At 41.4% G+C, this 18,529-nt stretch carries 9 protein-coding genes; 1 reads left to right on the top strand and 8 read right to left on the bottom strand.

The window, feature by feature from the left end; translation table 11 throughout:
- Window positions 1-31: 31 nt before the first annotated feature.
- From H0184_RS10085 to H0184_RS10055, 7 genes are all read right to left on the bottom strand, one after another.
- Window positions 32-961 (bottom strand): ABC transporter permease, encoded by a 930-nt coding sequence (locus H0184_RS10085; RefSeq protein WP_221824005.1) that lies wholly within the window; start codon window positions 959-961, stop codon window positions 32-34.
- A gap of 176 nt (window positions 962-1,137) precedes the next feature.
- Window positions 1,138-4,251: an alpha-mannosidase gene (locus H0184_RS10080; protein WP_221824003.1), complete on the bottom strand. Its 3,114-nt coding sequence runs from the start codon at window positions 4,249-4,251 to the stop codon at window positions 1,138-1,140.
- A 36-nt stretch (window positions 4,252-4,287) separates the two neighbouring features.
- A complete protein-coding gene (locus tag H0184_RS10075; protein WP_221824001.1) occupies window positions 4,288-6,168 on the bottom strand; it encodes a beta-N-acetylhexosaminidase in 1,881 nt (626 codons plus the stop codon).
- Between the two features lie 61 nt (window positions 6,169-6,229).
- The gene (locus H0184_RS10070; RefSeq protein ID WP_221823999.1) at window positions 6,230-6,850 is read right to left on the bottom strand and encodes a YesL family protein; all 621 of its coding nucleotides are present in this window, start codon (window positions 6,848-6,850) and stop codon (window positions 6,230-6,232) included.
- A gap of 42 nt (window positions 6,851-6,892) precedes the next feature.
- Entirely contained in the window at window positions 6,893-8,215 is a 1,323-nt protein-coding gene (locus tag H0184_RS10065; RefSeq protein WP_221823997.1) for a glycoside hydrolase family 125 protein, read from the bottom strand.
- An 11-nt stretch (window positions 8,216-8,226) separates the two neighbouring features.
- Entirely contained in the window at window positions 8,227-10,920 is a 2,694-nt protein-coding gene (locus tag H0184_RS10060; RefSeq protein ID WP_313771741.1) for an alpha-mannosidase, read from the bottom strand.
- A gap of 260 nt (window positions 10,921-11,180) precedes the next feature.
- Window positions 11,181-14,189, bottom strand: coding sequence for an endo-beta-N-acetylglucosaminidase (locus H0184_RS10055; protein ID WP_221823993.1), 3,009 nt, complete (start codon window positions 14,187-14,189; stop codon window positions 11,181-11,183).
- A 431-nt stretch (window positions 14,190-14,620) separates the two neighbouring features.
- Here H0184_RS10055 and H0184_RS10050 point away from each other — a divergent pair, with 431 nt between their 5' ends.
- Window positions 14,621-17,743: a beta-N-acetylglucosaminidase domain-containing protein gene (locus H0184_RS10050; RefSeq protein ID WP_221823991.1), complete on the top strand. Its 3,123-nt coding sequence runs from the start codon at window positions 14,621-14,623 to the stop codon at window positions 17,741-17,743.
- Between the two features lie 56 nt (window positions 17,744-17,799).
- Here the strand turns inward: H0184_RS10050 and H0184_RS10045 are convergent, their stop codons facing one another.
- Window positions 17,800-18,303: a DoxX family protein gene (locus H0184_RS10045; RefSeq protein ID WP_221823989.1), complete on the bottom strand. Its 504-nt coding sequence runs from the start codon at window positions 18,301-18,303 to the stop codon at window positions 17,800-17,802.
- Between the last annotated feature and the right edge of the window lie 226 nt (window positions 18,304-18,529).

The following is an 18,529-nucleotide window of genomic DNA, read 5'->3' as shown; positions in this document are numbered from 1 at the left end:
CGACTTTTCCTCCCTTCGTGAAAAGTTTGTATTAAAACAATGCACTTTCCTCATCTACTTTTCTAACAATATAGTTCGTAATCATTACGAGCGCGAAGCCTACAGCTGACTGATAAAGACCTGCTGCCGTACTCATTCCGATATCTCCCAAGTTCATGAGACCGCGGTAGACGTATGTATCAATAACATTTGTTACAGAATATAAGGCCCCTGAATCTCTTGGTACTTGGTAAAACAAACCGAAATCTGAGTTGAAGATACGTCCGATATTCATGATTGTTAAAATAATCATCAGCGGCTTAAGCATTGGTAAGGTAACGTGCTTAATCTGCTTCCATTTCGAAGCGCCATCAATCATCGCCGCTTCATAATACGTTTTATCAATTCCGACAATCGATGCTAAGTAAACAATACTACCGTAACCAATCCCTTTCCAAAGGCTCATAAAGATAAGGATAAAGGGCCAATATTTGGACTCGCTGTACCATGAAATCGGCTCTTTGCCGAACCAGCCCAGAACGTTGTTGACCAATCCAAATTCGGTACTTAAGAAGGTAAATACAAAATAGCTGCCGATGACCCACGAAATAAAATGCGGGAACAACATTCCCGTTTGGTAAAACTTAGACAGCTTCTTATTAACCAGTTCGCTGAGTAAGATAGCGGTTACAACCGCGGCTACAAGTCCAAGTACTATAAAGACAAGATTATACAAGATGGTATTTCTTGTAATAACGAAGGCATCATTCGTACTGAATAAATATTTAAAGTTATCCCAGCCGACCCAGTCACTATTCATGACACTGGCAAAGAATCCATCTGGATGGATACGGAATTTTTTAAAGGCCAGTACTTGTCCGAACATCGGCAAATATGAGAATAATAGCAGCCAAATTGTTCCAGGTAAAACCATAAGCAGCCAAATTCTATTTTTATATAAATCACCCAATATTCTTTTCATCTTTTTCCTCCTCTCAGTTGATGTAAGCACTTCCATAACCTTATTTTATAGTGAATACGGCCCTATTTATAGTTGACTAATTTGGGATTAACTGCAAAAATCTTAGATAACTGAGATTTATGACAATTCTTTTAAAAAAGATGACCAGCTAGATCAAAAGCTGGTCATATAGGTAGTTATCGCATGATTCTAATTGTCTTAATTTCATATGGTTTAATGTCAAACTCAATCGGCAATTGGCTGATTTCCGCCACTGCTTCTTCCATTAGGTTGGTTTCCACCCATGAAGTAATATCTTTTCCAAACTTAAGCGTAACGTTTCCTCTTCGTCCCTCATATTCATGTAAACGGATAATGATCCCGTTGCCATCATAAGCCGGTTTCACAGCATCAATCCAGATATGGTCAGAATTGGTATCTAAGAATGAAGCTTCTTTTGTCCATTCCCCTTCTACAGCGACAATTGAATCATTGAGATCCCAAGCCTTTTCAACTGTCTTGCCTTTCCGCCAATCGCCGATATGTGGATACAGTGAATAAACAAAAGAATGGGTTCCTTGATCCGCTTCTGGATCAGGATGAATCGCTGATTTTAACAATGTTAACCGGATTGTATTTTCCTTGATGTCATAGCCATATTTGGAATCATTCAATAAACTTACACCATAATCCGGTTCTGATAAGTCAGCCCATTGATGTCCAACCGATTCAAATTTGGCCATGTCCCAGCTCGTATTCCAGTGCGTAGGACGCTTTACATTACCAAATTGAATATCATAGGTTGCCTCCGTTGTTCGAACATCTACAGGGAATGCAGTTTTCAGCAGCTTCCTCTTTTCGTGCCAATCCACTGTTGTGTCAAAATCAATTCGGCGATCATTTTGATAAAAAACAATAGACTGCGAGATTTCAGAATGATGATACTTCCACTTAACATGAATAGTAAAGGCAAGTTCGCCATTTTCAACTACTTCAAATGAGGCTAGATCGCGAATTTCTTCCATTTTTTCTTGATAGAAGATATCAATATCCCATGCATCATGTGCGAGTGGTTTATCTTCAAAGATTTGCAGTACATTTCCTCTTTCATTTTCGGCTAGAACATGACGTTTTGCCTCTTTATCATAGATCGTTGTCATCTGACCGAATTCATTCCATTCAACAAGATAAAACGGTGTTTCTAATTTGCGGTCATGATAGATAAAGCTTGATTTTATTTCGCGGGCAGCTTCCTGCGGTTCAAAAGACAACGTTTTGGCACCAAAAGATGGAAGGGAATCCACTTCAACAAGCCAGCCAGCAGGAAGCTTTTGATGTGGTAATACGGTTCCGTTATGATCTTTCCATAAACCAGCTTGGAAATCTGCAAATTGAGGAATCACAACATTTCTCATTCCTTTATGATGTGAAGCGTTAAATAGCACCACAGAAGTGTCAGCCTGGTCAATCCCACTATTGATAACACTTGAACCCACACTTTCGCCTAGTTCCAGCGCTTCCCTGTATTCTTCCTTCGCATCCTCATATACCTCATGAATAGACGAACCCGGAATAATATCATGGAATTGATTTCGTAAAATAATTTTCCAACCGTCTTTAAGCTCCTTATCCCCCATCCACTTCCCATTTTCAGATATCCAGGAAGATAGGAATTCCACTCTTCTATACAAAAGTTCCAATTTACGATTTGTTTGTTTCATAAACGCCTGGCTTGTATACGTACCCCGGTGGTATTCTAGATACAATTCGCCATCCCATTTATGGATATAGCCGTTAGACTCCGCTACATTTTGGTGAAGCTTTTCAAAAAACTCTCCAGCTGTTGACGTCTTTACATTCGGCATACCAGGCATCATGTCCAGTCTGCTTCGCATTTCAAGCATGTGGCGATTAACACCGCCGCCGCCGTCGCCATATCCGTATGAAAGCAGCAGATCTTTTGACAGTTCCTTATCACGATAACCCGTCCATGCCCCTTTAACCGTTTTAGCCGTAATAAAGCCATTATACGTGTAGAACCAAGAGTCCGGGCCGTTCCATGGTTCCGGCGTTGTAATAAAGTGCGTTAAAACTTCTGATCCGTCTATGCCCTTCCAGTAAAAGGTATCATGAGGCATACGATTGTATTGATTCCAGCTTATTTTCGTTGTCATCATTGTTTTGATGCCTGATTTTTTTAAGATTTGCGGCAATGCCCAGCTGTACCCAAACACATCGGGAAGCCATAAATATTCACAATCAACCCCAAATTCTTCCTTAAAGAAGGCTTTTCCATGCAGGATTTGGCGGACAAGTGACTCACCGCTAGGAATATTACAGTCCGCTTCCAGCCACATCGCACCCCCTGCTTCCCATTTTCCTTCCGCAATTTTAGCTTTCATTTGTTCGTAGATGTCAGGATAATCAGTTTTGATGTAATCATAAAGCTGCGGCTGTGTTTGTAAGAATAAATATTCTGGGAATTGCTTCATCAAATGTAGGACAGTCGAGAAGGATCGCGCTGACTTCTCTCTAGTATTTCTTAATCTCCAAAGCCAGGCAACATCGATATGTGTATGGCCAACAGTGTGCACAGTTATATCTGTTGATTTGTTGATCGAGGTGAGTGACTTGGTTAGATTCTCTTCCGCCGCATAACAGGATTCATAAAACTCATGACTTCCAGGTTCCGTCCAACTAATAAGCTGTAAGGCATCGGTAAGCACCTGCTTCAAAATCGTATAGGCTGAATCTGCCTCACTTGTTTCCATCAATACTTCATAAGCTGCCAAAAGGGTGTAATATAAGTTATCAACCCTCCTATCAAGCCAGCCTATTTTCGCCGTCTCCAGCTTAAATTCATTTTCAACCGGCACTCCGCCGCCTTCCAGCCCTGACCAAAGTCTAAAGTCTAAACTCATTGGCCCCTTAGTGGAATGTTCATCGAAGAGAACTTCTTCATGATTGGAATCGACGCCTTGGTATGGCTTTCCATTTACAAATAGCAACGATTCAAAACCTGAATTATGCCCCCCTCCCGTCTTTCCAAAGGAGAACAGACCGACAACCTGCCTGCTATTGTTTGGCAGGTGACAATCAACGTCTGCATGCAGCCAGATATATCGATCACGACCTTTCCAATAATCGCCTAATTTCATTACACTGTTTTCATCGTAAGATACCGGCGGGTAGGCCCCAATCTTGCCGTCATCTTCCTGTGTAGTAAATTCATCAATCGTAATGCAATCGCGATAACGGTAACCTTCTAATTCCCGAATACGCGCTTCAAACTTCCTTTCGGTTAAAAACAATCCTGTCACCCCATTCAGTTATTTGGGTTCTTTCCTTTATAGTGAAAAGTTTCCTGCAGTGACGATACGATGATAGACATTTCCGCCAACTAAGCCTTCAACAATTTCCCAAGGACCATCATGTCGTAAGCGTCCTTCTTCAAGTTCCTCAATAGCAGAAATTCTGCCCTCCAACCATTCTTGGATCCGATATTTTACCGAGTCAATTCGGATAATGACCCCGCCGTATCGTATATCGATAACCTCCCAGCCAAAAGGCTTGTACGATTCAAACCAAACTTTTCGGTGCTTTTGACGTAATTGGTCCACATTGGTTTGAATCCAATCCAGCTTTAAGAGGATTAATCTCATTTGCTGGTAATCTTTTTTCTCGTAAACTTCCTTTATCTTAATTCCGATTTCTGCCTTCACGCTTAGAACCCTTGCCAATTGCTCATAAAAGTCAAATAGGCTTTCCCATTTTGGGTTGTTGTGTTTTCCCTTCTCAATCTCAGAAACTAGTTTTTCATAATGCTCCCCTAAGGATAAACCTTTACTATTTTCATCGTATAAACCGATTAGTATATCCTGGTATAGCAGCACTTTTGAGGTCATTGATGAATTCATATTGTCCTTCATGACACCAGGAGTTTCATCCAGCCTTTTCAAGACCATAAAATCATCAAAGTTTCCTTCTCCGCAGAAAGCATAGCGCTCAGCTGTATGTTCTAAGGTAACTTCCTTTTGATAGGTGTGCTCCGCAAATAATTGCAAGATTGGTAAGGATGTTGAGAATGGCGTTTCTGCCCCATTGTCCCCCCACAACGTTACAAATACTTCTTTTATGCCCTCTTTTTTACACGCAGCCATAGCGGCTTCCGTCGTCGCAATGGCTTTCCCATAGTTAGGGGCAATCCCGTTCCATGTCCACGCACCGCCAGCAAAAATTGGAGTCCTGCCGAGCAGCTTATGGTGTTGAAAATCCTTTTCATAGACTTCCTGTTCTTTCCGATAATAATTCCAATAGACAAGCTCTACATCAGGGATGGAAGCCAGTATGTCGTCTCGAATTTTGCCGTTTTCATCTCGATATTTGCTGTCTTCCGAAAACAACGGGAAGTACATATCGCTCCAAATCATCGGTTTTAGACCATACTTTTCTGTAATAGAAACGACCTTTTTTAAATGCTTATTCATGATATCAATATGATTCTCATAGCCATGTTTTTCTAAATACTTTCCTAAGCCAAGCTGGAACGTCTCATCCATTCCGATATGTATTCTTTTTGTCCTGAAGGGTTCCGAGGCTGCCCTAATACAGTTTTCCAAGAATTGATACGTCCCTGGCTCATCAACCAATAAAATATCGTCTGTGTCTTTAAAAGTGGAAGCATAATTCCATTTAAGCGCTTCCCGTAAATGGCCCAGTGATTGAATACAAGGAATCATTTCAATCCCTAATTTACTTGCATAGTCATCACATGCCTTTAACTCCTCAGTCGAATATCTTCCCCGCATATACCCAAAATAAGGATGTTCTTTTACCTCGTACGTGTCCTCTGTATACAACATCAATGTATCTAATCCCATTACTGCCATTTTTTGCAGCAGCTTCTCTACATCTGAAACAGCAGGGACCGCATTCCTAGACGCATCGAGCATTACACCGCTCATTTCAAACTGCGGGTCCTCTGACAGGTTAAACTCGTTCTCTTTCCTAAAATGTTCAAGCCATAATCCTAATCCCCTGAAAAAATGAATCGGCTTTTCAAAACTAATTTCACCATGACCATTGTGATTCATAACACGCAGGGGGCCGTTTTGATTTTTCACATGGATGGGATATCCTTCATCTGTAGGTTGGATGTTTAAAGTCTCCGTTACAAGCTTAATTCCTTCCGCAACGGAGGATATATCGCCTGTTAGATGTAGATTCATCTCGAGTCTCCCTCATTTCTTTTCATTTCGTTTGATCTATCAATAAGCAGCACTAATACCATTAAGACTGAGACATTCTTTGCTCTAGCCGGTTAAACCGATTCAAGCTGACTCTCATCATCCAATAAGTCGGGGCAACTCCGGCAATTAACGGAATTAAACCCGGGATCCTCATTAACAGCATACCAATAACCGCTAAACCAGCTCCAATCCATATCGCGGATGGCAGTCCAGTCAGAGTAAATAGAAACGATTGTTTTACATATTCTTTGTTTGAGAGTTCATAGTGAACGTAAATTGAAAAAAAGTACCCAACTGCCAATAGCAGGACAAATACCAAGATATATAAGATGATTAAAAGAAAACTAGCAAAAAAGCCTGTCATTAATTGCTCTACAATTCGAATATCGACAAAGAGGAAAAAGCCAATACTGTAAAATACAAGGGCGATTCCATTGCTTCTTTTCCATTCTTTAAAGTAAACCTGCTTAAACGTCTTCCATACAGGCAGATCAGTTTCTTTCCTCAGCCATTTCCGCACAATGGTAAACAGGGCAATGGACGCTGGAAAAAAGCCAAAGACCCCTAACCCAAGGATAGTAAAGGCAATCCAGTACAGATTGGCCAAAATTGCCCTCCAAATCCATTCACAAACAACAATCATCCAAGGAACTTTTTTCATGATCCATCACCCTTTCAAAGACTTCCCTTACACGTTTTAAGCTTAATTGCTTTTGCTCTTCATTAATTGGTTATAAAGTGGACTTCCTTTTACTGCCTTCCCCGTTAAACTTAGTACGAATTCACTAAACATCGTGTTTGCCCATGCGAACCAATCCCTTGTAAATTCTTCAGGACAATCGGCATTAAAGCCTTCGTGCATAAAATTTGTACCGCCGTCTGTTTGTTTAAAATAAGATAGTATCTCTGCTTTTTCAGCCTCACTGGTTGTTGTTATCCCTTGGATGGCCAGTGCTATATGCCAAATATAATGATCAGGAGTATGCGGGCTTCCAATTCCATTTGCACATTTTCCTTCGTAATAATATGGATTATCCCTGCTCAACAGAAAGGAACGGGTATTTAAATAGGTCGAATCATCAAATGGAAGATAGCCTAGGTACGGTGCAGCGAGCAGGCTCGGAACATTGGCGTCATCCATTAGATTAACTCTCCCATCCCCATCCGTTTCGTACACATACATGTCTCCATAAATCGGGTGGTCCAGCTTAGCGTATTGTTCAATCCCGCTTTGAATTTCTTCACGCAGCTTCAGACATTCTTCTTTGAGTGCTGTTTGATTTATAACATCACACATTTCCGCAGCATACCTCAGGATAACTACCGCAAACATATTAGCTGGAACAAGGTAGCCGTAAGTGCAGGCATCATCACTTGGGCGGAAAGCACTCCAAGTCATACCTGTTGGAACAACCCGGCCACCTTTTCCATCCCGAATTAACGTATCTGATTGGCGGCAATCTGTCCGCTCAAACCGATAAGAAGATTGATTTTCATGATCCTGCTCTGTCCGCCATACCTGAATAATCGTCTCCATCACCTGTTTGAACGTTTCATTTATAAGAGTCGTGCGTCCTGTTGACTTCCAAAATAGGTAGGCAAGCTGGATCGGATAGCACAAGGAATCAATTTCATATTTCCGCTCCCAAATATGCGGTGTCATTTTGGTCAGGTCCGTTTGGTGTCCTTTCCCATTTGCTGTTTGATTAAACGCATTGGCATACGGGTCATGCAAGATAAAATCAAACTGTTGGCGAATCACTCCTTCAAGTTGAGTAGCCATTTCTTCATCTTCTTCAGCAGCCAGTAAATAAGGTCTTACCTGTGCGGCTGAATCTCGCAGCCACATCGCCGGGATATCCCCGGTAATCACGAATGTCTTTCCATCTTCTTGTTTCTTCAACGTAGTGGTATACGTATTAACAAAGCATTGCTCGAACATGTGCTGTAACTTTTCATCCTGCGGGAAAAATTCTTTTACATGTTGAATAAGTTTTTGCATGGATTCAGGAATTCCTGTCATCATTTTTTCCGCCCCTATCTCTTTTTATGAAAACCCAGTGTGATGATTTCATATTTTCCTACTTCATATGAATCTTGGGTATCGTCTGTATTTTCTTCAAGGATGTTACTCTTATAGGATTCATAATCCTTGATTTCAGCCTTAAGATTTGCCTCTTCTTCAGTTGGATTAAACCAGCGAATCATCACATCATCATGCTCTTCCGCTATTCTCATTGATGTCCATACCATTCCATTGGATTCTGTTTGAACAAACTGATGTGTTTCAGGTAATGCACCTTTATGGACGCTTGTCTGAACAGCCACGAGCGGCACTTTGTATTGATACGCATCAACATACGCCTGCGACTCTATGACATCTTTTTCATGCGGCAGCACTTGCCATTCTGCTGTTTGTAATCCTAGGCATTGTGCTTCAGGTGTAGGGAAATAACCCCAGTCCCCGAGCTCTGCTGTCGCACGAAGCACGGTTACAGCAATGGTGCCATTCTCCGGGAGAATTTCATATTCTTGCAGACCGTCTGTCGCTACGGTTAATCCTATTCTTTCATCCGCCAGGCTGGCAAAGCGCTGCTGGTGATGACAAAAGCTCGGATTTTCCCATTCCTTCTCTGGCGTATTCGGGCGGGTTACAATTTCAAAAATACTGTCAGCTTTATGTGTTTGGGTCCGTAAACCGGTTGGGAACAAGACACGCAGACGGTGATCCGTTGCTTGGTTGTCAATCGTCAGCTTAAATGCCGGACCCTTCATTCCCTTTTCAAGTGTGACAACCGTTTGGATGGTGATTGTTGTCATATCGTCCGATCTTCCGGCTTCTCTTTCCTTATGCCAAATAAGCCTATTCCGTTCCATTGCTAAACGATCATCTGCAGAGACCGGTATCAATAATTTGTGTGTAAACTCTAAGACCGTTCTGAGTGTGCTTCTTTCTAGGAATTTATATTCCGCTGGTACACCCTTTGTCGTAATAGCGGCAAGCCCCTTTGCTTCCTTGTACATATATTCGTTCCCAATATCCCCAGTGTCTTCGTAAATTCCAAGACGACAGAAGGATTCACCCGTATCTTTATGCATTAAATCATAGCTGCCATCTTCATGAAACTGGAGATGTACATGTTCATTTTCCATTTCCAACTCGGTTTCTGAAAAAGGCACATACTCCTGCTCTTCTTTGGCATCTGGCACTAGGTAGAATGTTTTATATCCAAATGACGGAATTCCCTCTGCAAAAAACGAGAGCTTTGCTCGTTTAGCAAAAAACGGCTGACGGAATTTATCATCTGGTAAGTCGTAGCCGAATTCGACGGCAGGACTTTCAAGCTGATAGTCAACCGCTTTGCCTTCCCCATCAACCAGTTTGTATCCACCCATTGGCTTATCCTGCAAATAAACGGGAATTTCTTCAAAGTGCATTTGTGAAAAATACACTTTCTCCAAATCGACTACTTTTGAAATGACTTCATTTTTCTCCCATCCAGTCGTATTTAGGACAACTAGCGGAATGGCTCCTTCAAGTGTCTGTGAAGTATCAACCTTTTGTGTAAGCGCAGCTGCGTTTTCTGCAACAAAAACCTCTCCCATTTGCGCTACCGTTTCAAAACGAGTAACCATTTCACGGTGCACTTCATCGACACTACAGCCGCAAATACTGTCATGCGGGTGGTTCTTCATCAGTGATTTCCACATAAAGCGGATATATTCCCGCGGGTAGACGCCCCCTGCTAAAGCGACCATGGCAGCCAGGGGCTCAGCGTTTTTTTCCAAAAGAGTTTGACAGTGATGATTCATTTGCTTCAGATAAATACGGCTTGATGCAGTATTTACGAGGGTAGACCAGCCATCTGTCCGCTGATTGCGCAATTCCCCTTCGATTACCTGCAGCTGCTCAGGCAAAGCTTGTTTTAACGCTTCTGTATATTCATCAAAACTAGAATGCTTAAAGTGATAATCAGGATAGAGGGCCGATGCGGTTTCAATCGCCTTTGGAATACTCTTTTGCAGCGGCTGGTGATCACAGCCATTCATAAACAACAACTGATTCGTGGAGGCATATTTTTCAGCCTCTAGGAGCTTTTTATCCCAGAACTCCTTCGATTCTTCTTCCTCCACCGGGATTTCATTCCCATTGGAATACCAATTGGCAAAGAGGATTCCTAAAACACTTGAACCATCAGGTGATTTCCAAATCATTTCAGAATAAGGTGATTCATAGTCAGGAACGTCTGAGACTGTGTTATTAAAACCGGTCGGCTTCACTCCTCTGCCAAAGGCAGCTGTATCAATTCCCGCCTGCTTTAATATCTGAGGGGCCTGCCCGTAAATACCGAATGTGTCCGGAAAATAGCCAATTTTTGAAACATGCCCATAGGCTTTCGTATCATTTATCCCAATCAGGAGGTTTCTGACATTTGCTTCAGAGCTTGTTAGAAATGCATCCTGGAGCACATACCAGGGGCCGATATGAAGTTTTTTCTCTTCTATTAATCTCTTTACGATTTCCCGATTTTCCGGATGAACAGCGAAATAATCCTCTAAAAGGACTGTTTGGCCATCGAGATGAAATGATTGAAAGCCAGTTCCTTCCTTCTTGAACTGTTCAATAAGATTATTCATAAGCTGTATGTAATAATAGCGGTGTTTCTCAAAGGGTAAGTACCATTCCCTGTCCCAATGGGAATGTGATATAATGTGGGCCGTCTTGTTCACGAGACAACACTCCTTTAAACAATTTCTAAAGCGCGAAAACGCTGTCATTAGTAAAAAACAAAATACTTCTTGTACTTACAATAAGAAAACCATACGCAAACAGCAATAGAATAGCGGCAAGTCATAAAGTTATTACAGTCGATATAAAATTAATCCATAAAATGAGTGCTCTATTAAAAAGGATCCGTTTCCCACTGCATAGTTACAGTGAAAAACTGGACCCTTTCGTTTCAGAAGAATGTGAGAATCAGAGATTCCCCCTATTTGCTTCCATTATTAAAATCCCTTTTCAATTCCTGTATACGATCCATTGCTTGAACCAAGGTATCATAGTTCGTGACCTGTTTTCTTAAAGTTGGATGAAGCTTGTTGTAGGCAACTTTACAGTCATTAACGATATCCTTATCATCTAACGTTAAATCGGTCGGGGCAGGAAGATGATTAATTTGATGAATCACTTCCGTTACCTTTTCATTCAAGTAACCTGTGCTGAACCTTAGACTCTCTCTTTCACCTTCGTTTTGAACAGTATAATAGATTCTGCCGCCTTCAAGGCCAAAGTCCAGCTGTTCAAAGGTAATGGTTCCATCTTTATCGGCGGCCTTTTCTGCTAGCACATCCTTTGCGTCCAGAGAGCTATATAATCTAACTGTTTGGCCCTGTTGAACTCTATCAATTGTCACATTATCTTGAGCGCCCGTATTATTTTCTGCACCTGCAAAATGCATCATAATATTTTCCGTTCTTGGCAGCGCGTCACTTTCAAACATCTGCCATTCATAGATACGAATTGCCCCCCAAGGAGAAGTACCGCTATTGTAGACCTGCAGTTTAAATTCTCGAGCAGTAATAGGCTGATCTAAAACAATATCGGTCACAGCCTTCGTATTATCTGAAATTCTTTTAGCACTGACCCATTCACCAGCTTCATTCTTATAAAGCAGCTCGAAATCAACGGTGTTCATGTTATTAGCTTCCCCGCCATACTCTGCATGTTCCACACGCCAGCGTTGGATTGTTTTCTCCTCGCCAATATCAATGGCCATAAATCCAGATTTTGCATTCGTTGCGCACCACTTACTATTACCGATTGCTGTTCCATCTAATGCTTTCGCAGCAGGCTCAGCATCATTTTCTGCGGACACATCTGTTACTTGCGCTCCAAGGACAACATTCTCAGAGGTTGGGTTTTGTTCAATCTCCGTTGCATCCGTACCCATTCCCCATTCAAAGTCAACAACAGCAGCTTTACCTCGTACATAATCTTGATTGATCGGCACAACCTTTAATGTTGTAAGATTATCACTCGATGCATTTTCATTTGTCCGAGTAATATTTGGACTGTAGAAATAGTTATTTGGTGTAACGCCCAATAGTGTTTCCACCCCATCGGCATTAACTTGATAAATCTCATAATGCAGTACGTTCTTCTGCTCGCTCCAGCTTAAACGAGCTTCCGCCTCAAATGCTGTTCTTTGCATTTCTTCTAAAATTTCCAAATCTGCAGGTTTCGATGAAACTGCTTCAGCTGTATCAAAAATGGATAGCTGACCTAAATGAAAAGCATAGTCTTCAAGTTTTTCAGAGTTACTAACCTTAAGACTTACAGCATACGCCGTTTTTCCTGCATCTTCTCCCAAGTCAACGATGGCTGTCTGCCAGCCCTTTTCAGTCGCTGGAAGTGAATAGTATTTCATGTTATCCTGCGAATAATCTTCACTGTATGCTACACCAAGCAAAACACTTGCACCTGATTGATTTTCATAAACCACCCGGACCTTTGTACTGTTGGTAATCGGAAGTTTGGTGCTGTATAGCATAGTGTCATTTTTGGAGTTGGCATCGAGCGTTCCGCTGAATTTTAGTGAATTACCACCGTTATAGGCTTTTTCAAAATCATAGGATACATTAATTGTGCTGCCTTCACTGCGAATCCACCAACGCCAGGTTGGCATAATATCCTGGATGGAGCGATTGTTCCACTCAAGATTACTAGCAATTTTTCCATTAACAAAGTATTGTTTTCCATGGCCGCTATTAAAGTTTGTGGTAAAAGGCATTTCCTGAATAACAGACGAATCGGTCACAAACCGAGCCATTCCTTTCCAATCGGAAGAATCATCTGCAAGGGTCGGGTCACCCTGCGGTCCCGTCCAGAGGTTTTTTTCTTTTTCGTGGAAGTCAGCTGGATTTTCCGCCAGCCCCATTGTTGAGTTTGGTGTATAAAGCGCGATGGAAACCTTTGGCTGTTTATTATCATCCAATAGTGCTTCCGTGTTAATCTTTGTATTATAAGAATTCTGTTGAATTTCGAAACCTGCATAGGCGTCAAAAGGGTTGCGGTTATGACTATTCATCGTTTCAACGGTTGTGTTAATCTTACTGGTGTTCCAGTTATAGTTTAAAAAGAACTCATCAACGGCATATTCTCCGTCCTCTGCCGGCTTCACGTACATGTCATTTTTACTGTTGATAGAATCCTGATAGTTGATATTTCCCGTATTGTCCTGCGCATCGTACCAGCTGACATGAAGGTTTGACTTCCGTTTGATATAGCGCATCATTTCATTCATGCGTACAGCTGTTTCCTGATTAACACCATACGTCTCTTGGTTAAAGAAATAACCATCAAACCCAAAATACTCTGCCACTTCCATCATTTTGTCAGCCACAGGGAAACTTCCGTCTGCATCCTGCTTTGTAAACTTTTCTATCTCAACAATTCCTTCAGCTGATCTGCCCCATGGGAACCCAAGTGTTGCATAAACAGGCACCCCATTTCGGTGGGCGGCATCCACAATATCTGGTGTAGGGATGGCAAAAATCCCCTCATTGGTTCCTGCCCAGTAAATATAAGAATCAAGCAGCTGCCAGTTATCGAAAGCGTATACATTAAAGTCATTGCTTCCGACAGAACTAGCCTCATCATGATTCCACGTCGTGATGGCTGCAGAGGTGATACCAGCCTTTGGATTGGCTAGTGGATTAATCTGGGATCCTTTGAATCGATTTTCATTTAAGGGGACGCTGGCGCGGTTCAATTCAGCATCAGGATCCTTTTCAGGTGACCATTCCATGAGTGAATCAACATTGAAGGCGGGTGCCAGCGGCTTAAGACTGAGCTTGTCCGCATAGTTCTCATTGACGACAGCCGTTCCATCTCCATTAACCCCGGCTTTAGCCCCCGGTGCCCCCATTGAACCAAGTAACATGATTGCCGCCGATGCAGATAAAATGCGGCTGTACAACGTACTTCCTTTTCTCCTCATTTTGTTCCTCCTCTAGCATTTATTGCTTCTCAAAAATGGAAGCACTTCCAATTATTATAAAATTGGGTCCATTTTTATAATAGTGGAGTATTAATAGATTTGCTGTCCAAATTAAAGAAGCAGGATACCGTGAAAATGGCTGCTAGAATAGCAGTTACTTCTTTTCACCTAAATAGATAATTCCTTGTGGTACTTTCTTACTGAAATTAGGAAATGTGTTGACCTTTATGATGTAAGCGTTTTAGAATCGGGGTATATATTTGGTTTCATGTGACTGGATCATACTAGGCATGGAAAACAGATCGAGATGATTTCTCGTGAGTTTTCTGTGCCTTTTTATTTTCTAGCAAACAACCAAAATATAAAAAATAAAAAGGAGGATGGCAAAAAAAACATCGGCTTAAAATTTCAAATGAAAGAGGGGAACGTTTTTGAAAACCAAGTTTTGGCTCAATTTATCCATCATTTTTACAATGTTGTTTTCAACCGTAATGAGCATGAGCACCTTTACTGCAGCAGCACAGGAGGATTCACCTATGGAATATGAAATATACCCTTTACCTCAAGATATAACCTACCATCAAGGATCGCTTACATTAGAAAAATCCATTCAAGTCATCTATGACAACACCATTGATTCCGTCACTAGAAAAAAAGTAGAAACGATTTTTAAACAAAATGGCTACTCCGTCCCGTCCATTGGAACTGAACCAGCAGATGATAAAATAAATATTTTAGTAGGAACAAAAGGCTCAAATGGTCCGGTAGATTCCTATGCAGCTGCAAATGTAAATAGCGAGGGTTTTGATTTTTCAAAAATTGATGCCTACCAATTAGACATTCAAGAGAATACCATTACGATACTAGGTAAAGATACAGATGCCAGCTTTTATGGTGTGGTGACATTAAACGCAATCCTGGCACAATCCCCTGACAAGGTTGTCCGGCATTTAACCATTAACGACTATGCCAATACAGAAATTAGAGGTTTTATTGAAGGGTACTATGGTATTCCGTGGAGCAATGAGGACCGTATGTCTCTCATGGAGTTTGCCGGTCAATTTAAAGCGACCTCCTATGTCTTTGCACCGAAGGACGACCCGTATCATCGCGAAAAATGGGGGGAGCCTTATCCAGGAGACATGTTAGCTGAAATCGGGGAAATGGCCCAAGTTGGAAATGAGACAAAAACTCGTTTTGTTTGGACAATCTCTCCATTAGGAGAAGTGGCCCATATCGCTCGTACACAAGGGCAGCAAGCCGCTATGGAGCTGCTTCCGGAGAATACCGAAAAGATGCTGGCAAAATTTGACCAATTATACGACGTGGGAGTCCGGCAATTCGGAGTTTTAGGTGATGATGTTGGAAATCTGCCACTTGATTATGTGGTCCAATTGATGAATGCTGTATCCCAATGGGCAGATGAAAAAGGCGATGTCTATGATATTCTTTATTGTCCGGCAAGCTATAATTCCAGCTGGGCGTGGAATGCTGCGGAGCTAAATGCCTATGAAAAGGGATTCGATGAAAATATACAAATCTTTTGGACTGGTTCGACGACTTGTGCCCCAATTGTCCAGTCGACCATTGATACATTTAAGAATAGAAGTAACAATGGGGTCACAAGACGAGATCCATTATTCTGGCTTAACTGGCCAGTCAATGATGTTGATATGTCACGTGTGTTTTTAGGAAAAGGGGAAATGCTTGAGACTGGCATAGAGAATCTCGCTGGTGCTGTGACAAACCCGATGCAGGAAGCTGAGGCTTCAAAAATCGCCATCTTTGCAGTTGCCGATTATGCGTGGAATACAGAAAAGTTTAATGCACAAAAAAGCTGGGAGGACAGCTTTCACTATATCGAACCAGATGCAGCAGAAGAGTTTCATACCTTAGCAAAACATATGTCCGATGCCGATCCCAATGGACTTAAACTTTCAGAAAGTGAAGAAATTAAGAGTTTATTAGACTCTATTACAACCAAAGTTAATAACGCGGATTCATTAAAGGACGTTGCACCAGAAGCCATTGCACAGCTCCAGATTATTGCTGACGCTGCAGATGAATTTTTAACAAAAACAAAGAATGAAAAGCTAAAGGAAGAGTTAGCGCCATTTGTCAAAGCGTTAAGAGACATGGTATTAGCTGACATCGAGTTTATTAAAACGGACCTCGCCATTGAAAAAGGAAATAAATCAGCCGCCTGGAATCATTTTGCAAAAGCAACGGCGCTGCGCCAGCAAAGCTTAAACTATGATCGTCCATTACTAAGCGGCACGATGAAAGCAAAACCAGCTAAAAAAAGATTGCAGCCATTTACTGATAACTTAGAGGCTAAAATTTCACCAAAGGTTGCACAACTGCTGGACCTTCAAGTGGAAGAAACAACGGCCAGTATCTTTACAAATGTAGAAAAATATAAAACCGTACCTCTAACAGAAAACAAAACCACAACATCAATCAATGCTGCGGGTCCGATTACGCTAAACAAAGGTGAATACCTAGGAGTAAAATTAAGCAGAGTCAAGGATGTCATGGACATTGAAGCCCCTATGGTTAAAGGCTTAACGTTGGAAACATCCTTAAACGGGATAAAGTGGGAAAAGGTAAAAGATGAGGCTGAGCCAGCTGATGCCAGATATATAAGGCTGTTAAATAAACAAGCAAAGCCAGTAGAATTTACTTTAGAAAGTCTAACCGTATCTTCCTTTGAGGTGGAACCTAAATCCGTTGCAGAAACAAATTACACAAGTGTTGAAAACCCGCTTGACCTCTTTGATGGTGATCTCAATACACCTGGATGGTTTAAGAATAGCCAAACAGCCGGCAAGTATATTACCTATAATATGGGCCAAGAAATTACGCTTAATAGTCTTAAAGCAGTAATTAATGAAGGTGAGCATGATTATCCAAGACACGCTATTATTGAGGCCTCATTAGATGGTAACGAATGGACAACTGTCATGACCTTTGGCAGCCAAGATGGTCCAAATGAGGGTGAAGCTGAAAATTCAGACCTGGCACAAGCAATATTTGACCAGCACGAAGCCCCATACCGAGCAAAAGAAGTCAGAGATTTAGACCAAAAGATTAAGTACTTAAGATTTAAGATGACACGAACAAAAGTCGGTTCAGATAAGTGGGTGCGGATGCAGGAATTGGTTATCAACGATGGAGAGTATTACCCTGAGGTCAATAATCCAACGATATCAACTACTGCAGCAAATACAACAGGAAATACCAAAGATTATCTGATTGATGGCAACCTCAATACGAAATTCAAACCAGCCGGACAAGAAGCAGGTGAAATTCTTTATCATATTGGGGAAGCAGAAAAGACAGTAACGGGGATTACAATTTTAGAAGATCCAAACAACATATCAGGAAGTGAAGTTTCTGTACGAACCGCAACAGGTTGGAGAAAGCTTGGTATCATCAATTCTGGCTATCAATTTTTCCCAACAGATCATATCCCGCCCGTGCTAGACCTAAAGATTGAATGGCCGGAAGGAAAAACCCCAGCCATTTATGACATAAAGGTTGATAAGAACTAAGCGATTTAGTAAAAAAGACGATTCGAGGGGGACCGAATCGTCTTTTTTGTTTGCTATTAAACAGTTGCTTTTGCTTTGTTTTTTCTAACTGTTTTGTTGATGAATGGTACTACCCAGTAGTCTAAACCATATTTACCAGCGTTGAAGCCTGCTGTTAAGATGATGAAGCCTAAGAATATGTCTGTTGGGTTATGAGATACTGTTCCTGCTAGGAAAAAGCTGAAATTCATTACTAATCCGAAGAACATTGCTGCTGTTGTTAAACATCCAAGCATAAGTCCTAAACCAATTAATGTTTCGCCCCAAGGAACGATGAAGTTGAACACGTCGATGTTTGGCAGTGCAAAGCTTTCTAGGAAGTTTACATACCAGCTGTATACCATATTTCCGTCTGGACCTGTTACTGGTTTCGCGATTGCTCCTTTTAAGAATCCAGAAGCGTCGAAGCCGCCTGTAATTTTATGAAAACCTGCTGTGAACCAAGCGTAGCCAAGGTATAAACGAATAATAGTTAAAATAGCAGCAGAGATTTTATTTTCTCTCAAAAAGTTGTTAAACATAAGTCATTCCGCCTTTCAATATTTGGTTGTTCTTTATACTCATACTATATTGGATTTTGATAGTTAATAACATGGGGATAGTGTTAAGTTCACAGTTTGTTTGAAAAGATATGACGGAATGTTGAACTTGCTAGTGTGCGGGGAATTGTCCTTAAGATCTTGGATTAAGGACTAATCCTTCTTGGCAGCTCGTGCGATTTGTCCTCAAGACCCTGGATTGAGGACT

The organism is Neobacillus niacini (genome assembly GCF_019749295.1).
Taxonomy (GTDB): Bacteria; Bacillota; Bacilli; order Bacillales; family Cytobacillaceae; genus Neobacillus; species Neobacillus niacini_D.
This window is presented reverse-complemented; position numbering and strand designations above follow the sequence as displayed.